This is a genomic window from Geodermatophilus sp. Leaf369 (assembly GCF_001424455.1).
GTDB lineage: Bacteria > Actinomycetota > Actinomycetes > Mycobacteriales > Geodermatophilaceae > Klenkia.
Genome location: NZ_LMQA01000003.1, coordinates 141,143 through 158,880, shown reverse-complemented (window position 1 = coordinate 158,880; position 17,738 = coordinate 141,143). Strand labels below are relative to the sequence as shown.

The window sequence follows — 17,738 nt, the reverse complement described above, 5'->3', positions numbered from 1 at the left end:
TTCGGCGGGCGCTCTTCGTGAGCTCCGCTACTTAGTCAAGCTCTGTGACCGGACGACCACGGGGAGTCGTCGGGCCGGGCCCACACCTCGGAGGACCCTTGCGCCGTACGCGCCTCTCTCTCGCGCTGACCCTGGTGGCCTCGGCCGCCGTCGTCGGCATCCCGTCGGTGGCGTCTGCCGCGCCGGCGCCGGCCGTCGCTCCCGACGTCCCGGTCCAGCTGCTGACGATCAACGACTTCCACGGCCGGATCGCCGACACCACCGCTGCCGACGCGACCCTGGGCACCGCGACCGTCGGAGGTGCCGCGAACGTGGCGAGCACCGTCAACGCCAGTCGGCAGGCCTTCGTGGCCGGCGGTGGCGCGGCGGACAACTCGCTGTTCATCGGACTGGGTGACCTGGTCGGCGCCTCCCCGTTCGACTCCGCGGGCTTCCGCGACGAGTCGACCATCGAGGTGCTCAACGGCCTCGACATGGCAGTCAGCGTGGTGGGCAACCACGAGTTCGACCGCGGGACCACCGAGCTCCGTCGCCTCTCCGGGCCCACCGACCGGACCTTCTCCGACGACCAGACGGCGTGCGAGGGCGTGACCGCCGGCGTCGACGGCTGCTTCACCGACAGCACCGGGGCGCCCTTCGCGGGCACCGACTTCCCGTACCTCGCCGCCAACGTCCTGCGGGCCGGCACCGACGAGCCCATGCTGCCGCCCTACGCGGTCCAGGAGGTCGACGGCCAGCGGATCGGCTTCATCGGAGTCGTCACCGAGACCACCGCGGGCATCGTCGCCCCGACTGGGATCGCCGACGTCGAGTTCATCGACGAGGCGACCGCGATCAACCGCTGGGTGCCCGTGCTCCAGGCGCAGGGCATCGAGGCCATCGTGGCCCTGGTGCACGAGGGCGGGACGCCGGCCACCCCGGCCGACGTCAACGGCTGCGGTCAGCTCAACGGCTCGATCGTGGACATCAACGACCGCACCGACCCCGCCGTGGACGTCGTCCTGTCGGCCCACACCCACCAGAACTACAGCTGCTACCTCCAGGACCCGGCCGGTCAGCCCCGGCTGGTGGCCCAGTCCGGCTACTACGGCCGGCTCGTCGGTGACGTCCGCTTCGTCATCGACGGTGCCACCGGCGACGTCGACCGGCTCTGCGGCACCTACTCGGTGACCAACGTGCCGACCGACCGCGCAGCCCGGACGCCGGATGCGGCCACCGCGGGCATCGTCTCCTTCTGGAGCCGCCAGGCGACCGCTGTCGGGAGCCGTCAGGTCGGGTCCACGACGACCCCCCTCGCCCGGGCTGTCAACTCCGCCGGGACCGAGAACCGCGGAGCGGAGTCCGTGCTGGGCAACACCGTCGCCCAGGCGCAGCTGGTCGGCCTGCAGGACGACCCCACCACCTACGGGGACCCGGCCGCCACCTTCGGCGGGGGTCTGCCCGCGGTGGCGTTCATGAACCCCGGGGGTCTGCGGGCCAACATCGACACCGGCGCGATCACGTACGCCGAGGCGTTCGCCGTCCAGCCGTTCGGCAACTACGCCAACGCGATCACCCTGACCGGCGCCGACATCCGGCTGTTGCTGGAGCAGCAGTTCGCTACCCCGGGGCGGACGTCGCAGCTGTGGCTGGGCACGTCGGAGGGCTTCTCCTACTCCTACGACCTGGCCCGCCCGGCCTACGACCGGGTGGACCCGGCCTCGATCCAGCTCGACGACCCGAGCACCCCGGCGCTCGACCCGCAGGTCGTCGTCCCCACGACCACCTACCGCGTCGTGGCGAACTCCTTCCTCGCCGGCGGCGGTGACAGCTTCACCGCCTTCCGCAACGGGACGCTGCAGGTGACCGGGCCGGTCGACGTGGAGACCGCCATCGCGTTCTTCGGCGACAACGACCCGTACACCGCGCCGCCCATCGGACACGGCACGGCTGTCACCGACGGACGGGCCGCGAACCCGGCGACGCCGCCTGCCGGTGGCGGTTCCGGGGCTGGGGAGAACGGCGGCAACGCCGTTGCCACCGGTCCGACCGGCACGACCGGCACCGCTGCTGCGGGGTACCCGTGCCCGGCTGCTCCGACCACCCCGCCGACCACCCCGCCGACCACGCCCACCCCGGGTGTGGACCCGGTGGCGAACCCCGGCAACGGGATCGGCACCGGTCAGCTGGCGAACACCGGCGCGGCCACCGGGCAGATGCTCGGCCTGGGTGCGCTGCTGCTCCTGACCGGTGGGGTCGCCACCGCGGCGGGCTACCGTCGCCGGCGTGGCCTCGCCGACTGACAGCACCCCTGAGCACGGCACCACCGAGAACGGCACCGACGACCCGAGGCCGGTCCCCGCACCCTGGGGGCCGGCCTCTGGCGTCGGGTCCCTGCCCGGCACGGACCCGGCCGAGGCGATCCGCCTGGTCGTCGGCGAGCTCCCCGGGTTCGCGCACCTCCCCGAGCTGCCCGCCCGCGGGGTGGGCGCCGACGTGCTGGGGCGCAGCGCAGGCCTGCTCGTCGACGTGCACGTCGACCTGACCCCGGCCGGCTGGCGACTGGTTCCCCGCCCGGGTCGCGACGAGCAGCGCGCGCACGAGTTCCTCGACCGGGACCTCGACGCCCTGCACGACGTCGCCGCCGACTGGACCGGGCCCTTCAAGGTGCAGTCCGCCGGACCCTGGACCCTGGCCGCCGGACTCGAGCGCACCCGGGGCGACCGGGCGGTCACCGACCCCGGCGCCCGCCGCGACATCGCCCAGTCCCTCGCCGAGGGCCTGCGGGCGCACGCCGCCGCGGTCGCCGCCCGGCTGCCCGGCGCGGACGTCGTCATCCAGGTCGACGAGCCCTCGCTGCCCGCGGTCCTGCTGGGCGGGCTGCCCACCCAGAGCGGGTTCGGCAAGCTCGCCGCGATCGAGGCCCAGGTCGTCCAGGAGGAGCTCGAGGGCTTCCTGTCCGCCCTCGGCCACCGCACCGTCGTGCACTGCTGCGCCACCCGCGCCCCGCTCGGCCTGATCCGGGCCGCCGGGGCCGACGCGCTCTCCTTCGACCACGGCCTCGTCCAGGACCTCGACGACATCGGGCAGGCGGTGGAGGCGGGGACCCACCTGTTCCTGGGCGTGGTCCCCGGCACCGACCGGCAGCTGCCCGCACCCAAGGCGACGGCGACGCGGCTGCAGGCCTGGTGGAACGAGCTCGGCTTCCCCGCCGAGTCCCTGCACGAGGCCGTCACGCTCACCCCCTCGTGCGGGCTGGCCGGGGCCAGCCCGGCCTACGCACGCGCGGCGATGGCGCACGTGCGCGAGGCGGCGAGGTACCTGCTCCCCGAGTGAGCGGGGCGTCCTGTCGTACCCCCCGGCTACCGTCTCGACCGTGAGCACCGAGGCCGTGGTGGACCCCGCCGACACCCCTGACGTGACAGCTGCGAGCGAGCGCGCCGACGTCACCGAGGTCCCCGACGACGCCCGCACCCGGCACACCGAGCTGTCCGAGGAGCTCGACCGGCTGTCCTTCGCCTACTACGTCAAGGACGCCCCGCACGTCAGCGACGGCCAGTACGACGAGCTGATGGGCGAGCTGAAGGCCCTGGAGGCCGCGCACCCTGCGCTGGTCACCCCCGAGTCGCCCAGCCAGAAGGTCAACGGCGGCTTCGGCGCCACCTTCTCCCCGGTCATCCACCTCGAGCGCATGCAGAGCCTGGACAACGCGTTCAGCTCCGACGAGCTGTCGGCCTGGGCCGCCCGGGCCGACCGCGACGGCGCCGGGGGAGCGGGGTACCTCTGCGAGCTGAAGATCGACGGGCTCGCCATCGACCTGGTCTACGAGCGGGGCCGGCTGGTCCGTGCCGCCACCCGGGGCGACGGGACGACGGGGGAGGACGTGACGGCCAACGTCGCCACGATGGCCGACGTCCCCCAGCAGCTCCGTGGGGACGACGTGCCGGAGCTCGTCGAGGTCCGGGGGGAGGTCTACTTCCCGGTCGCCGCCTTCGCCGAGGTCAACGCCGCGCAGGTCGAGGCGGGCAAGGCGCCGTTCGCCAACCCGCGCAACGCGGCCGCCGGCTCGCTGCGGCAGAAGGACCCCCGGGTGACGGCGACCCGCCCGCTCAGGCTCCTCGTGCACGGCATCGGCGCCCGCACCGGCTTCGACCTCGAACGGCAGTCCGAGGCCTACGAGAAGCTGGCGGCGTTCGGGCTGCCCACGAGCACCCGCTTCGAGGTGGTCCCCGACCTCGAGGCCGTGTGGGCCTACATCGAGCGGTACCGGGAGCAGCGGCACTCCGTCGAGCACGAGATCGACGGCGTCGTGGTCAAGATCGACCAGGTGGCGCTGCAGCGCCGGCTGGGCTCGACCAGCCGTGCCCCGCGGTGGGCGATCGCGTTCAAGTACCCGCCGGAGGAGGCGACGACGAAGCTCCTGGACATCCGGGTGAACGTCGGACGCACCGGGCGGGTCACCCCGTTCGGCTACATGGAGCCGGTCAAGGTCGCCGGGTCCACGGTGCAGCTCGCCACCCTGCACAACGCCAGCGAGGTCGTCCGCAAGGGCGTGCTCATCGGCGACACCGTGGTCATCCGGAAGGCCGGCGACGTCATCCCGGAGATCCTCGGTCCGGTCGTCGACGTGCGCACCGGCGACGAGGTCGCCTTCGAGATGCCGCGCGACTGCCCCGAGTGCCACACCGAGCTCCGGCACGAGAAGGAGGGCGACGCCGACATCCGCTGCCCCAACGCCCGGTCGTGCCCGGCGCAGCTGCGGGAGCGGGTCTTCCACGTCGCCGGCCGGGGCGCCTTCGACATCGAGGTGCTCGGCTACGAGGCCTCGATCGCGCTGCTGGAGAGCCACCTGCTCGAGGACGAGGGCGACGTGTTCTCCCTCGACGCCGAGAAGCTGCAGCGCGCCCCGTTCTTCACCAAGAAGGACGGCACGCTGTCGGCCAACGGCGCCCGGTTGCTCACCAACCTGCAGACCCGCAAGGACGTCCCGCTCTGGCGGGTGCTCGTGGGGCTGTCCATCCGGCACGTCGGGCCGACCGCCGCGCAGGCCCTGGCCCGGGAGTTCCGCACCATGGACCGGCTGGTGGCCGCCTCCGAGGAGGAGCTCGCGGCCGCCGACGGGGTCGGCCCCACGATCGCCACCGCGGTGCGCGACTGGTTCGCCGTCGACTGGCACCGGGGGGTCGTGGACAAGTGGGCCCGGGACGGCGTCCGGATGGCCGACGAGGAGTCCGATGCCGGGCCCGGCCCGCTCACCGGGGTGACCGTCGTGGTCACCGGCTCGTTGCGCGACCACAGCCGGGACCAGGCGATCGCCGCCATCCAGGAGCGCGGCGGCAAGGTGACCGGTTCGGTGTCGAAGAAGACCGGCTTCGTCGTCGTGGGCGCCGACCCGGGCAGCAAGTACGACAAGGCGGTCCAGGTCAAGGCCCCCGTGCTCGACGACGACGGCTTCACCGTCCTCCTCGAGCAGGGGCCCGAGGCCGCCCGGGAGGTGGCCACCATCGGCGACGGCAGCGAGCCCGAGCCGCCCGCCGCCGACGACGCGGAGGCACCCGCCCCGAAGAAGCGCGCCCCGAGGAAGAAGAAGGAGGTCCCGGCCGAGGAGGAGGCCTAGGCAGGGGGGAGCTGAGCCACCGTGGCCGCGATGCCGGTCAGGTGCGCCAGCCGCAGCAGCTCCGAGCGGCGGAACGCCGGCCCGCCCGAGCGGCCCAGCAGCACCGCGGTCCCCGAGCCGTCGAAGGGTGCGGCCATCATCTCGATGGCCATCTCCCGCCACCGCTCGGGCACCCAGTCGTCCTCGCTGGGCAGCAGCACCGGCGACGTCAGCGGCAGCCAGGGCAGCGTGAGGGCAGCCAGGGCCGGCGCGGCGTCGGAGGCGGCCAGCACCCGCACGTCGTCCGGACCGCCGCTGAGCACCGCCGCCCACCCGCCGTGCAGCACCCGGGGGAGCTCGGTCGCCAGCAGCTGCGCGGTGCCGCCACCACCGCGGGCGAGCGCCTCCAGGAGCTCCAGCTCGCGGTGGGTGTCCAGCGGCCCGGAGTACGGCCGCAGCGACTCGACCTCGACCCCGGGCACGCTCATGACCACCGTGATCAGGCCGTCGGGCACCCGGTCGGCGGGCAGTTCGACAACGATGTCGTCGACCGCGACGCCGTTGCCCCGTTCCAGCACGTCGACCGAGACGATGTCGATGCCGGCCAGGCCCAGTGCGGTGGCCACCGCGCCCAGGATGCCGGGACGGTCGGGCACGACCAGCCGGAGCAGGTAGGACACGTGATCCTCCGCGGGGACACCAGCGCGACGACTCGGGCAGCCGATCTCCGTCGATCGAGGGACGGCGCCCACCCTGCCCCATCAGCCCCCGTCGAGGCCAACCCGGCTCGCGGACGGGGGACGTCGTCCGCCCCACGTAGACTGCCCGGGTTGGAGCGGACCACGGTCCGTCCCGGCCCAGCACCCGTACGACGCAGCACACCAGCCACCGCACCGAGCAGACCGACAGTGGGGTCCCGCCAGCGCATGAGCACTCCCAGCAGCCTCACCCGAGAGGACGTCGCGCACCTCGCGCAGTTGTCCCGGCTCGCCGTCACCGACGAGGAGCTCGACCTCTACGCCGGTCAGCTCGGCGTCGTCCTGGGCGCCGTCGCCCGGGTGCAGGACGCCCCGACCGAGGACGTCACCCCGACGACGCACGCCGTGCCGTTGACCAACGTGTACCGGCCCGACGTCGTGACCCCGAGCCTGACCCGCGAGCAGGTGCTCGCCGGCGCGCCCGCGGCCGAGGACGACCGCTTCCGGGTCCCGCGGATCCTGCAGGACGAGGCATGAGCGCCACCGAGCTGACCCGGCTGGACGTGACCGCGCTGCAGGCCGCCCTGGCCGACGGCAGCACCAGCGCCGTCGAGGTCACCCGGGCCCACCTGGACGCGATCACCGCCGAGGACGGCGCGCTGAACTCCTACCTGTTCGTCGACGGCGAGGCGGCGCTGGCCACGGCTGCCGACGTCGACCGCCGTCGCGCCGCGGGGGAGGAGCTGGGCCGCCTGGCCGGCGTCCCCGTCGCCCTGAAGGACGTCGTCGTCACCGAGGGCGTGCCCACCACCAGCGGCTCGAAGATCCTCGAGGGCTGGACCCCGCCCTACGACGCGACCGTCGCCGCCCGGCTCAAGGCCGCCGGCACCGTGCTGCTGGGCAAGACCAACATGGACGAGTTCGCGATGGGCTCCTCCACGGAGAACTCCGCCTACGGCCCGACCCGCAACCCGTGGGACCACGACCGCATCCCCGGCGGGTCCTCCGGCGGGTCCTCGGCCGCGGTCGCCGGGCACCTGGCGCCGTGGGCGATCGGCACCGACACCGGTGGTTCGATCCGCCAGCCGGCGGCCGTCACCGGCCTGGTGGGGCACAAGCCCACCTACGGCTCGGTGTCCCGCTACGGCCTGATCGCGTTCTCCTCCAGCCTGGACCAGGCCGGCCCGATGGCACGCACCGTCGCCGACGCCGCCCTCATGCACGAGGTCATCGGCGGGCACGACCCCTCCGACTCCACCAGCATCGACGCCCCGGCCGCGCCGTTCGTCGCGGCCGCCCGTCAGGGGGCCACCGGCGACCTGACCGGGGTGACCGTCGGCGTCGTCCGCGAACTCGGCGGCGAGGGGCACACCGACGGCTACGAGCCCGGGGTGCTGGCCGCCTTCTCCGCCGGGGTCGACCAGCTGCGCGCCCTGGGTGCCGAGGTCCGGGAGGTGTCCTGCCCCAGCTTCGACCTGGCGCTGGCCGCCTACTACCTGATCGCGCCCAGCGAGGCCTCGTCCAACCTGTCCCGCTTCGACGGCGTCCGCTTCGGCCTGCGGGTCGGCGACGACGGCAGCCGGGACCTCGACGAGGTCATGGCGCTCACCCGGGAGCAGGGCTTCGGCCCGGAGGTCAAGCGCCGCATCATCCTGGGCACCTACGCCCTGAGCTCGGGCTACTACGAGGCCTACTACGGCCAGGCGCAGAAGGTCCGCACGCTCATCGGCCGGGACTTCGCGGCGGCGTTCGGTGCAGAGGGAGCAGGCGTCGACGTGCTGGTCAGCCCCACCTCGCCGATGGTCGCGTTCCCGCTCGGCGCCCGGGTCGACGACCCGCTGTCGATGTACGCCGCCGACCTCTGCACCCTGCCCGCCAGCCTCGCGGGCACCCCGGCCATCTCGGTGCCCTGCGGCCTGAGCGAGGGCCTGCCCGTCGGGTTCCAGGTGATGGCACCCGCACTCGCCGACGACCGCTGCTACCGGGTCGCTGCGGCGCTCGAAGCAGCCGGGGACGCCGCCCGCGGGGGCACGTTCCTCAGCCAGCAGCGCCCGCACCCGGTCCCCACCCAGGAGGTCGCACCGTGAACCGCCCCTTGATGCTCGCCTTCTTCCTCGCCGACCTGGTCGCCGTCGCCGGCGTCCTGCTGTGGGTGTTCACCGGTCGCCCGGTCTTCGCCGTCTTCGTCGTCCTGGGCGTGGTGACCGCCGTCGGTGCGGTGCTGACCGCCCGGTCGATCAGCAAGCAGAGCGCCGCGCAGAGCGGGATCGGTGGCACGTCGTGAGCAGTGACCGCCTGTTGGAGTTCGACGACGTCCTGACCCGGTACGAGCCGGTCATCGGGCTGGAGACCCACGTCGAGCTGGGCACCGCGTCGAAGATGTTCTGCGGCTGCGCCACCACCTTCGGCGCCGAGCCCAACATCCAGACCTGCCCGGTCTGCCTGGGCCTGCCCGGCTCGCTGCCGGTGGCCAACGCCGCCGCGATCGAGGCCACCATCAAGATCGGGCTGGCCCTGGGCTGCCGGATCGCGACCTGGTGCCGCTTCGCCCGGAAGAACTACTTCTACCCCGACATCCCCAAGGGCTTCCAGACCAGCCAGTACGACGAGCCGCTCTGCACGGCCGGGCACCTGGACGTCGAGGTCGACGGGGAGACCTACCGGGTGGAGATCGAGCGGGTGCACCTCGAGGAGGACACCGGCAAGAACCTGCACGTCGGCGGTGCCACCGGGCGCATCCACGGTGCCGACCACTCGCTGGTCGACTACAACCGGGCCGGCATCCCGCTGGTGGAGATCGTCACCCGGCCGGTCCCGGGCGTCGGCGCCAAGGCCCCCGAGGTCGCCCGCGCCTACGTCACCGAGCTGCGCGAGATCGTCCAGGCCCTCGGGGTCTCCGACGTGCGCATGGAGCAGGGCAGCCTGCGGTGCGACGTCAACATCTCCCTGGCGCCGACCGGCAGCCTCGAGTGGGGCACCCGGACCGAGACCAAGAACGTCAACTCGCTGCGCTCGGTCGAGCGGTCGGTGCGCTACGAGATGCGTCGGCAGGGTGCCGTGCTCGACGACGGCGGCCGGATCGTCCAGGAGACCCGGCACTTCCACGAGGACACCGGCTCCACGTCCTCCGGGCGCAGCAAGGAGGAGGCCACCGACTACCGGTACTTCCCCGAGCCCGACCTGGTCCCGATGGCACCCGACGCCACCTGGGTCGAGGAGCTGACCGCGGGGCTCCCCGAGCTCCCCGCCGCCCGTCGCGTGCGGCTGCGCGAGGAGTGGGGTCTCTCCGACACCGAGATGGCCTGGCTGCTCAACGCCAACGCCCTGGGGCTGGTCGCCGACACCGTGGCCGCCGGCGCACCCCCCGCCGACGCCCGCAAGTGGTGGCTGGGCGAGCTCTCCCGCCGCGCCAAGGACGCCGGCGTCGAGCTCACCGAGCTCGCCGTCACCCCGGAGCAGGTCGCCGAACTGGTCGCGCTCGTCGGCGAGGGCACCGTCAACGACCAGCTGGCCCGCCAGGTGCTCGACGGCGTGCTCGCCGGTGAGGGCTCCCCGCGTCAGGTGGTCGAGGGCCGCGGGCTGGCCGTCATGGGCGACTCAGACGAGCTCGGTGCCGCCGTGGACGCCGCGATCGCCGGCGCTCCGGACGTGGTCGAGAAGGTCAAGGGAGGAAAGACCGCGGCGCTGGGTGCCCTGGTCGGTGCGGTCATGAAGGAGACCCGGGGCAAGGCCGACGCCGCCACCGTGCGCCGGATGCTCGAGGAGCGCGTGCTCGGGTGATCACGCTGCGGCCGCTGCAGCGCGAGGACCTCGCGCTGCCGCGGTCGTGGCTGGACGAGCCGTTGGTCCGGCGCTGGTGGGCCGACGACAGCTCGGCCGAGGCCGTGGAGGCCCAGTACGGCCCGTCCGTCGACGGCACCGACCCGACCCGGGTGTGGGTGGTGCTCGACGACGGGGCGCCCGTCGGCCTGGTGCAGGGGTACCGCTGGGCCGACGAGCCCGCCGAGCTCGCGGCGATGGCGACGGTCTGGCCGGTCCCCGACGGCGCGGTGAGCGTCGACTACCTCCTCGGGGTGCCGAGTGCGCGGGGGCGCGGGGTCGGGCCGGCCCTGGTCTCAGCCGCGGTCGCCGAGCTGCAGGCGCTGTACCCCGACGCGCGCGACGTCGTCGTCCCCGTGCACGCGGAGAACCGACGCTCCTGGCGCGCCCTGGAGAAGGCCGGTTTCACCCGGGTCGCCGAGGGCGAACTCGAGCCGGACGACCCGGCCGACAGCCGCGACCACGTGGTCTACCGGCTGGAGCTCTAGAGCGGGCTGTCGGCGTCGGAGTTCGGGGGCTGGATGCGCAGCACCTTGTCGTCGTCCTCGGCGGGGGTGCCCAGGCCATCGGTGTTCGACGTGGTGATCCACAGTGCGCCCTCGGCGTCGACGACCACCGTGCGCAGCCGGCCGTACTCCTCGGCCAGGAAGGGCACCGGGTCACCGGTCGGTGCGCCGTCCGGGCCGAGGGTGACCAGGTGCACCTGCCGGCCGTCCAGGGCCCCGAGGTAGACGAAGTCCCCGGAGACCGCGCAGCCCGCCAGCCCGGCGACGGCCTCGGGCACCGCGAGGACCGGGGCGTTGGACCCGGGCAGCGCCGTGGGGGAGCCGTAGTCGCCGCCGGCGACGAGCCGTTCGAGGTCGTCGGGACCGGTCGCGGCGTCGTCGGTGGCGTAGACCGCGTCGTCGCCGACGCACAGCGAGGTCACGTTCGACAGACCCTGGCTGTAGACCGCGCTGGCGCCGACGGGCTGGCCGAACACGTCGTAGGCCAGCACCTTCCCGGCCAGCGAGGCCGGGTCCTGGGCGAGCGCGGCGTTGCCGGTGTCGCCGGTGCCCACGTACAGCGTGCCGTCGGCGCCGAAGACCAGGCCGCCGCCGTTGCGGGTCTCCCCGCGCGGGATGCCGGTGACCACCTCGTTGGGCTGACCGCCGAGCGGGAAGCGCACCACCCGGTTGTCGGTCGCGGTGGACAGGTAGGCGTAGAGCAGGCCGTCCTCGGCGTAGGTGGGCGAGAGGGCCAGGCCCAGCAGGCCGCCGTCACCGGTGGTGTCGACCCCGGCGACGGTCATCAGCTCCCGGGCGGGGGAGCGGTCGGGGTAGACCTGCAGCAACCGGCCGGTCTCCCGCTCGGCGACGATGCCGGTGCCGTCGGGCAGCAGCACCAGTCCGGTGGGGACGGCGAGGTCGGTGGCCAGCACGTTCGGGTCACCGGGCTGCTCGTCCTCCGTGCCCGGCGTCGAGGGGTCCTCCGGGAGCGGGCCGGGCGCCGTGTCGGTCGGCGGGGCCACCTGCGGGCCCGGGCCCTCGGGCACGGCGCGGAACGGGCCGGCCGGCTCGTACCCGCTGCTGCACGCGGTGACGAGCAGGCAGGACGCCGCCACGGCCACCAGCCACGGCGCGCGTCTCGTCCCCCCGGTCACGCCTTCGAGGGTACGGGGGTCGGGGCCGGGATCGCCGTGGACGCAGGAGCCCCCTACGGTCGGGAACCGTGCCCGACGCCCTGACGATCGACCTGTCCGACGACGAGACGCTGCACGTGCTGGTGCCCTCGCGCGCCATGGGGGAGGCCCTGGAGGGGCTGTCCTCCCGCATCCGCGCGCACCGGTTCGACCCCGCCGACGGCCCGCCCACCGGGGAGGCCGCGCAGGCCCAGGTCTGGGTGCCCGACGGCAGCGGCGTGCCCGACGGGCTCTTCGACGCGCTGCCCCGGCTGCGTCTGGTCCAGCTGACCAGCGCCGGCGCCGAGCGGTTCGTCGGGAAGACCCCCGACGGCGTCGCGCTCTGCAACGCCCGGGGCGCACACACCCCGGCCACCGCCGAGTGGGCGGTCACCGCGGCCCTGGCCGCCCAGCGCGGCATCCCGACCTTCGTCCGCGAGCAGGACGCCGGGCGCTGGACGCCGGGCACCCACCACTCGATGGTCGGGGCCCGGGTGCTCGTCGTCGGTGCCGGGGACATCGGCCGCACCATCGGGGAGATGCTGGCCGGGTTCGACGTCGACCTCACCTTCGTGGCCCGCACCGCCCGGGACGGCGTCCGCTCCACCAACGAGCTGCCCCAGCTGCTGCCCGAGGCCGACGTCGTCGTCCTCATCGTCCCGGTCACCCCGGAGACCACCGGCATGGTGGACGCGGCCTTCCTGGCCGCGATGCCCGACGACTCCCTGCTGGTCAACGCCGCGCGCGGCGTCGTCGTCGACACCGACGCGCTGCTCGCCGAGCTCATCTCCGGCCGGCTGCGCGCCGCCCTGGACGTCACCGAGCCCGAGCCGTTGCCCGAGGGCCACCCGCTGTTCGCCGCCCCGAACCTGCTGCTCACCCCGCACGTCGGCGGAGCCGTGCCGCAGACCGCCGAGCGGGCGACCGACGCCGTCCTCGACCAGCTCGACCGGGTGCTCGCCGGCCAGCCCCTGCAGAACGTCGTCGACGCCTACTAGAAGGACCTGACCGCCCCCCACGACACGCTCCGCGCGCCGCGGGACCCTGCGGCCAGGCCGTTCCACGCGGTCACCTGCTGGGGTCGGGGATGCGGCCCGCGGAGGCGGCGGACAGCTGGGGCAGGTCCCGGGCGCGGACGACGGGGAGCCGGACCTCGGTGCCGGTGGTGCGCACCAGCCACAGGTCCTGGTCCTCGCCGACCCGGATGCCGGCGACCTGGTCCCAGGGCACGGTGCGGGCGGTCAGCAGGCTGCGCGGGGTGACCCCGGCGGCGCCGACGTCGACGCCGACCCGCAGCACCCAGGCCGCGGCGACGACGGGCACCAGCAGCAGCGGGAGACCCCACCACGCAGCGCCGGCGATCGGGACGACGCACACCAGCAGGATCACGACGGGGACCAACGCCGTGCGGCTCATCCGCAGCTGTGCTGTCTTCACGTCCGTCGATGCTCCCAGACGGCGGGTCGCCGTGCGGGCATACGATCCCGGGCGTGACGACCGTCGACGAACCGCACACCAGCACTCCTGCACCGACGCACGCCTCGATCAAGCCCCGCTCCCACGAGGTGACCGACGGTGACGCCAAGGCCCCGGCCCGCGCCATGCTGCGCGCGGTGGGCATGGGCGACGACGACTTCGCGAAGCCGCAGATCGGTGTGGCCTCGTCGTGGAACGAGATCACCCCCTGCAACCTCAGCCTGGACCGGCTGGCCAAGGCCGTGAAGACCGGCGTGCACGAGGGCGGCGGGTTCCCGCTGGAGTTCGGCACCATCTCGGTCTCCGACGGCATCTCCATGGGCCACGAGGGCATGCGCGCCTCGCTGGTGTCCCGCGAGGTCATCGCCGACTCGGTGGAGACCGTCGTGTTCGCCGAGCGGCTGGACGGCTCGGTGCTGCTGGCCGGCTGCGACAAGTCGCTGCCCGGCATGCTGATGGCCGCGGCCCGCCTGGACCTCGCCGCGGTGTTCCTCTACGCCGGCGCCACGATGCCCGGCAAGCTCGGTGACCGGGACCTCACGATCATCGACGTCTTCGAGGGCGTCGGCGCCTGCGCGGCCGGCAAGATCACCCGCGAGGAGCTCACCGCGATCGAGAAGGCGACCTGTCCCGGTGAGGGCGCCTGCGGCGGCATGTACACCGCCAACACCATGGCCTCGGCCGCCGAGGCGCTGGGCATGAGCCTGCCCGGCAGCGCCGCCCCGCCGGCCCCGGACAAGCGCCGGGACGGCTACGCCGTGGAGTCCGGCAAGGCCGTCGTCGAGCTGCTGCGCCAGGGCATCACCGCCCGCGACATCATGACCAAGGAGGCGTTCGAGAACGCCATCACCGTGGTCATGGCCCTCGGTGGCTCCACGAACGCCGTGCTGCACCTGCTGGCCATCGCGCACGAGGCCGACGTCGACCTCACCCTCGACGACTTCAACCGGATCGGGGACAAGACCCCGCACCTGGCCGACGTGAAGCCCTTCGGCCGTTTCGTGATGACCGACATCGACCGCATCGGCGGGGTGCCGGTGGTCATGAAGGCGCTGCTGGACGCCGGGCTGCTGCACGGGGACTGCCTGACCGTCACGGGGAGGACGATGGCCGAGAACCTCGCGCACATCGGCCCGCAGGACCCCGACGGCGCGATCATCCGGGCGATGGACGACCCGATCCACAAGACCGGTGGCCTCACCGTCCTGCGCGGTTCGCTGTCGCCGGACGGCGCGGTGGTCAAGAGCGCCGGCTTCGACGCCGAGGTCTTCGACGGCACCGCCCGGGTGTTCGACGGCGAGGCCGGCGCGATGGCCGCGGTCACCGAGGGCACGCTGAAGCACGGCGACGTCGTGGTCATCCGCTACGAGGGCCCCCGGGGTGGGCCCGGCATGCGCGAGATGCTGGCCGTCACCGGGGCGATCAAGGGCGCCGGGCTGGGCAAGGACGTCCTGCTGCTCACCGACGGCCGGTTCTCCGGGGGGACGACGGGGCTGTGCGTGGGCCACATCGCCCCCGAGGCCGCCGACGGCGGGCCGATCGCCTTCGTCCGGGACGGCGACCGGATCGTCCTCGACCTCGCCGCCCGCACCCTGGACCTGCACGTCGACGCCGACGAGCTGGCCCGCCGGGCCGAGGGCTGGGCCCCGCCGGCCCCGCGCTACACCCGGGGCGTCCTCGCCAAGTACGCCAAGCTCGTCGGTTCGGCCGCCCAGGGCGCCATCTGCGGGTGAGTCACCGGTCCCGGTGGTCACACTCCGGTGACCACCGGGACCGCCCGAACGGGTGACTCCCGGCGAGCCTCGCCTGTTCACGCTAAGTAGAGCTGCCGACACTGAGCGTGTGGATCATCTGCGTCGAGGAGCGGCAACGCTGGGACTGGCGTCCCTGGTGCTGCTCGCCGGCGTCCTCGCCCTCCCGGCCGAGGACCGCCGGTTCGCCGCTGCGGCCCTCGTGGCCGCGGTCACGGCGCTGACCGGTCTGCTCCTGCTGCGCCGCGGCGGGGCCGGCGCGGCCCGCGGGTGGCGCACCCTCGGCGTCGCCCTGCTCGTCGGTCTCGCCACCGCGGGGCTGGCCGAACTGGTCTCCGGCGGCACCGGCCAGGTGGACGCCTGGCGCACCGCGGCCTCGGTCCCCGCCCACCTGCTCGGCGCGTTCGGCGTGCTGGTGCTGCTGGGCCGCGGCCGGCTGCGGGCCGGCGGTGCCCGGCTGCTCACCGAGATCGCCCTGTTCTGCACCGCCGCCTTCGTGCTGGCCCAGGTGCTGGTGGTCAGCCCGCTGGCCGACGACCTGGACACCACCTCCCGGGCCGCCCTGGAGGCCAGTTGCCTGGCCGCCACGGTCCTCCTGGGCGCCGGACTCACCCTCGCCACCGCCGCCGACGCCACCCGCCGGGTCACCGGTGCCCTGGTGCTGGCCGCCCTGGTCACGCTCACCGTCGGCGACGCCCTCGGCGCCCTGGGCTCCGAGGCCCCCTTCACCGGCACCGCGCTGGCGGCCCGCGCGCTGCTGCTGGTGGGTGCGACGCTCCTCCTGGCCGCCTCGGCGGCCGATCCCGGTCGGGACGACGGGGACGGCGACGACGACGCCGCGCCCGGGGACCAGCACCGGCTCACCGACCGGCTGACCATGGCCGGGCACCTGCTGCCGCACGTGGTCGTCGTCGTGGCCGCGGTCCTGCTGCTGGGCTCCGCCCTGCTCGGCCACCCCCCGACCGGCGCCGCCCTGGTCGCCGTGGCCCTCGGGCTCGTCCTCACCGCCGTGCACCGGGGCGTCTCGGCCCGCGACGAGGTCCGGGTCGGCGCTCGCCTGCAGCGCAGCGAGGCCTGGTTCCGCTCCCTCGTGCGCTCCAGCAGCGACGCCGTCCTGGTGCTCGACGCCGACCTGACCGTCACCTGGGCGGCGCCCGCGCTGGCCGGGCCGGCCGAGCGGTCCGGCCTGCCGCTCACCGGCGCCCCGGTCCTGGACCGGGTGCACCCGCAGGACGTCGACGCCGTCCGTGCCTGGCTCACCGACCCGGCGGTGCCGGTCGGCCGGCTCTCCGGCCTGCGCAGCTTCCGGTTGCCCGGCGCCGACGGCACCTGGCGCGTGCTGGAGGTCGGCATCACCGACCTGCGGGCCGACGCCGACGTCGCGGCCCTGGTCCTGCAGTGCCGCGACATCACGGCCCGGCTGGACACCGAGGACGAGCTGCGGTCGCTGGCCTTCAGCGACCCGGTCACGGGACTGCCCAACCGCGCCGCCCACGTCCGGGCCCTGACCGAGGAGCTCCGCGAGGTGGGGGACGCCCCCGGGGTGGCCCTGCTGCTGTTCGAGGTGGAGGGCCTGGCCGAGGCCCGGGAGAACGTGGGCCGCGACGTCGTCGACGTGTCCCTGGTCGAGGTCGGCCGCCGGTTGCGCGCCACCGTCCGCGGCGACGACCAGGTCGCCCGCGTGGGGCCCGAGCTCTTCGCCGTCCTGGCCCACGGGGTGGACGGCGAGCCCGACCTGGTGGCCGCCCGCTGCCTGTCGGTCGTGGAGCAGCCGGTCACCACCGAGCTGGGCCTGGTCGACCTCTCCGCGGCCGTCGGGCTCGTCCCCCTGGCCGCCGGGGACACCCCTGCGGGGGTCATCGACCGGGCCGAGCTGGCCGTCGTCGCCGCGAGGACCGCCGGGCCGGGGTCGGTGCGCCGGTACGACCCGGCCATGGGCGCGGCCCGCGACCGCCGGGAGCGGCTGCGCGAGGACCTCGTCGGCGCCCGGGCCCGCGGTGAGTTCGCGCTGGCCTGGCAGCCCATCGTCGACCTGGCCACCCAGCGGGTGACCGGTGTGGAGGCGCTCGCCCGCTGGCGGCACCCCTCCTACGGCGAGCTCGAGCCGGAGGAGTTCATCCCGATCGCCGAGCGCTCGGGCCTCATCGGGGACCTGCAGCGCTGGGTGCTCGCCGAGGCCACCACCGCCGCGGTCGCCCTGCCCCAGCCCGGGGACACCCCGCTCAAGCTGGGGGTCAACGTCTCTGCGGTGCACGTGGCCAGCGGCACCCTCGTCGGGGACGTCTCGCGGGCCCTGCAGGCCAGCGGGCTGCCCGCGGAGCGGCTGGTCATCGAGATCACCGAGTCCACCGTGCTGGCCGACGGCATGCACGTGGAGACCGACTTCGCCGCGCTGCGGCTGATGGGCGTGCACCTGGCCCTGGACGACTTCGGGTCCGGCTACTCCTCGCTGGCCCACCTGACCCGGCTCCCGGTGGACATCATCAAGCTCGACCGCACGTTCCTGGCCCGGTTGGACAAGGACACCCAGACCCGGGCGCTGTGCGAGTCGGTGATCGGCATCGGCGCCCGGCTGGGCATCGACGTCGTCGCCGAGGGCGTCGAGACCCCCAGCCAGCTCGCCGTGCTGCGCTCGATGGGCTGCGGCTTCGCCCAGGGCTTCCTGCTGTCCCGCCCGCTCTCGCTGCCCCGCTTCGTCGGGATGCTGGAGGCCGACGCCGGCCAGCTGTGGCCGGGACTGGTCGGGCGGGTCTGAGTCG

General features: G+C 74.4%; 14 protein-coding genes. 11 read left to right on the top strand and 3 right to left on the bottom strand.

The window, feature by feature from the left end; genetic code table 11:
• The first annotated feature begins 98 nt into the window (after window positions 1-98).
• Genes ASG36_RS15140 through ligA form a run of 3 tightly spaced genes read left to right on the top strand, consistent with a single transcriptional unit; the run spans window position 99 to window position 5,596 of the window.
• Window positions 99-2,282 carry a bifunctional UDP-sugar hydrolase/5'-nucleotidase gene (locus ASG36_RS15140; RefSeq protein WP_082523177.1) on the top strand — a complete coding sequence of 728 codons (2,184 nt, stop codon included), beginning with the start codon at window positions 99-101 and terminating at the stop codon, window positions 2,280-2,282.
• Entirely contained in the window at window positions 2,266-3,315 is a 1,050-nt protein-coding gene (locus tag ASG36_RS15135; protein WP_157498843.1) for a methionine synthase, read from the top strand. The genes ASG36_RS15140 and ASG36_RS15135 overlap by 17 nt, the downstream gene beginning before the upstream one ends.
• A 40-nt stretch (window positions 3,316-3,355) precedes the next feature.
• Window positions 3,356-5,596, top strand: a complete 2,241-nt coding sequence (ligA, locus tag ASG36_RS15130; protein ID WP_082523175.1) for an NAD-dependent DNA ligase LigA — start codon at window positions 3,356-3,358, stop codon at window positions 5,594-5,596.
• Here ligA and ASG36_RS15125 read toward each other — a convergent pair.
• Window positions 5,593-6,255 (bottom strand): ACT domain-containing protein, encoded by a 663-nt coding sequence (locus ASG36_RS15125; RefSeq protein ID WP_055765614.1) that lies wholly within the window; start codon window positions 6,253-6,255, stop codon window positions 5,593-5,595. The genes ligA and ASG36_RS15125 overlap by 4 nt on opposite strands.
• A gap of 246 nt (window positions 6,256-6,501) precedes the next feature.
• Here ASG36_RS15125 and gatC point away from each other — a divergent pair, with 246 nt between their 5' ends.
• The 5 genes from gatC to ASG36_RS15100 are packed head-to-tail and all read left to right on the top strand — an operon-like array spanning window position 6,502 to window position 10,580.
• Complete coding sequence (gatC, locus tag ASG36_RS15120) at window positions 6,502-6,810, top strand: Asp-tRNA(Asn)/Glu-tRNA(Gln) amidotransferase subunit GatC (protein ID WP_055765611.1); 309 nt, start codon at window positions 6,502-6,504, stop codon at window positions 6,808-6,810.
• Window positions 6,807-8,360 (top strand): Asp-tRNA(Asn)/Glu-tRNA(Gln) amidotransferase subunit GatA, encoded by a 1,554-nt coding sequence (gatA, locus tag ASG36_RS15115; protein WP_055765608.1) that lies wholly within the window; start codon window positions 6,807-6,809, stop codon window positions 8,358-8,360. Before gatC ends, gatA begins: the two co-directional genes overlap by 4 nt.
• Window positions 8,357-8,557: a hypothetical protein gene (locus tag ASG36_RS15110; RefSeq protein WP_055765605.1), complete on the top strand. Its 201-nt coding sequence runs from the start codon at window positions 8,357-8,359 to the stop codon at window positions 8,555-8,557. The genes gatA and ASG36_RS15110 overlap by 4 nt, the downstream gene beginning before the upstream one ends.
• Complete coding sequence (gene gatB / locus ASG36_RS15105) at window positions 8,554-10,053, top strand: Asp-tRNA(Asn)/Glu-tRNA(Gln) amidotransferase subunit GatB (RefSeq protein ID WP_055765602.1); 1,500 nt, start codon at window positions 8,554-8,556, stop codon at window positions 10,051-10,053. Before ASG36_RS15110 ends, gatB begins: the two co-directional genes overlap by 4 nt.
• Window positions 10,050-10,580, top strand: coding sequence for a GNAT family N-acetyltransferase (locus tag ASG36_RS15100; RefSeq protein WP_055765599.1), 531 nt, complete (start codon window positions 10,050-10,052; stop codon window positions 10,578-10,580). Before gatB ends, ASG36_RS15100 begins: the two co-directional genes overlap by 4 nt.
• Here ASG36_RS15100 and ASG36_RS15095 read toward each other — a convergent pair.
• Window positions 10,577-11,734, bottom strand: a complete 1,158-nt coding sequence (locus ASG36_RS15095; RefSeq protein ID WP_055765596.1) for a sorbosone dehydrogenase family protein — start codon at window positions 11,732-11,734, stop codon at window positions 10,577-10,579. The genes ASG36_RS15100 and ASG36_RS15095 overlap by 4 nt on opposite strands.
• Before the next feature lie 68 nt (window positions 11,735-11,802).
• Here ASG36_RS15095 and ASG36_RS15090 point away from each other — a divergent pair, with 68 nt between their 5' ends.
• Complete coding sequence (locus tag ASG36_RS15090) at window positions 11,803-12,750, top strand: 2-hydroxyacid dehydrogenase (RefSeq protein ID WP_235495057.1); 948 nt, start codon at window positions 11,803-11,805, stop codon at window positions 12,748-12,750.
• Window positions 12,751-12,820: 70 nt separating this feature from the next.
• Here the strand turns inward: ASG36_RS15090 and ASG36_RS15085 are convergent, their stop codons facing one another.
• A complete protein-coding gene (locus tag ASG36_RS15085) occupies window positions 12,821-13,189 on the bottom strand; it encodes a PH domain-containing protein (RefSeq protein WP_157498842.1) in 369 nt (122 codons plus the stop codon).
• Window positions 13,190-13,242: 53 nt separating this feature from the next.
• On the opposite strand from ASG36_RS15085, the gene ilvD reads away from it, so the two are divergent.
• On the top strand, window positions 13,243-14,961 hold the full coding sequence (ilvD, locus tag ASG36_RS15080) for a dihydroxy-acid dehydratase (protein ID WP_055765591.1): 1,719 nt from the start codon (window positions 13,243-13,245) through the stop codon (window positions 14,959-14,961).
• Between the two features lie 109 nt (window positions 14,962-15,070).
• Window positions 15,071-17,734, top strand: coding sequence for a bifunctional diguanylate cyclase/phosphodiesterase (locus ASG36_RS15075; RefSeq protein ID WP_157498841.1), 2,664 nt, complete (start codon window positions 15,071-15,073; stop codon window positions 17,732-17,734).
• Window positions 17,735-17,738: the final 4 nt, after the last annotated feature.

What these genes read in the sequence shown, in the direction of transcription:
- gatA (WP_055765608.1), top strand. Translation starts at nt 6,807, where the DNA reads ATGAGCGCCACCGAGCTGACCCGGCTGGACGTGACCGCGCTGCAGGCC.
- gatC (WP_055765611.1), top strand. Translation starts at nt 6,502, where the DNA reads ATGAGCACTCCCAGCAGCCTCACCCGAGAGGACGTCGCGCACCTCGCG.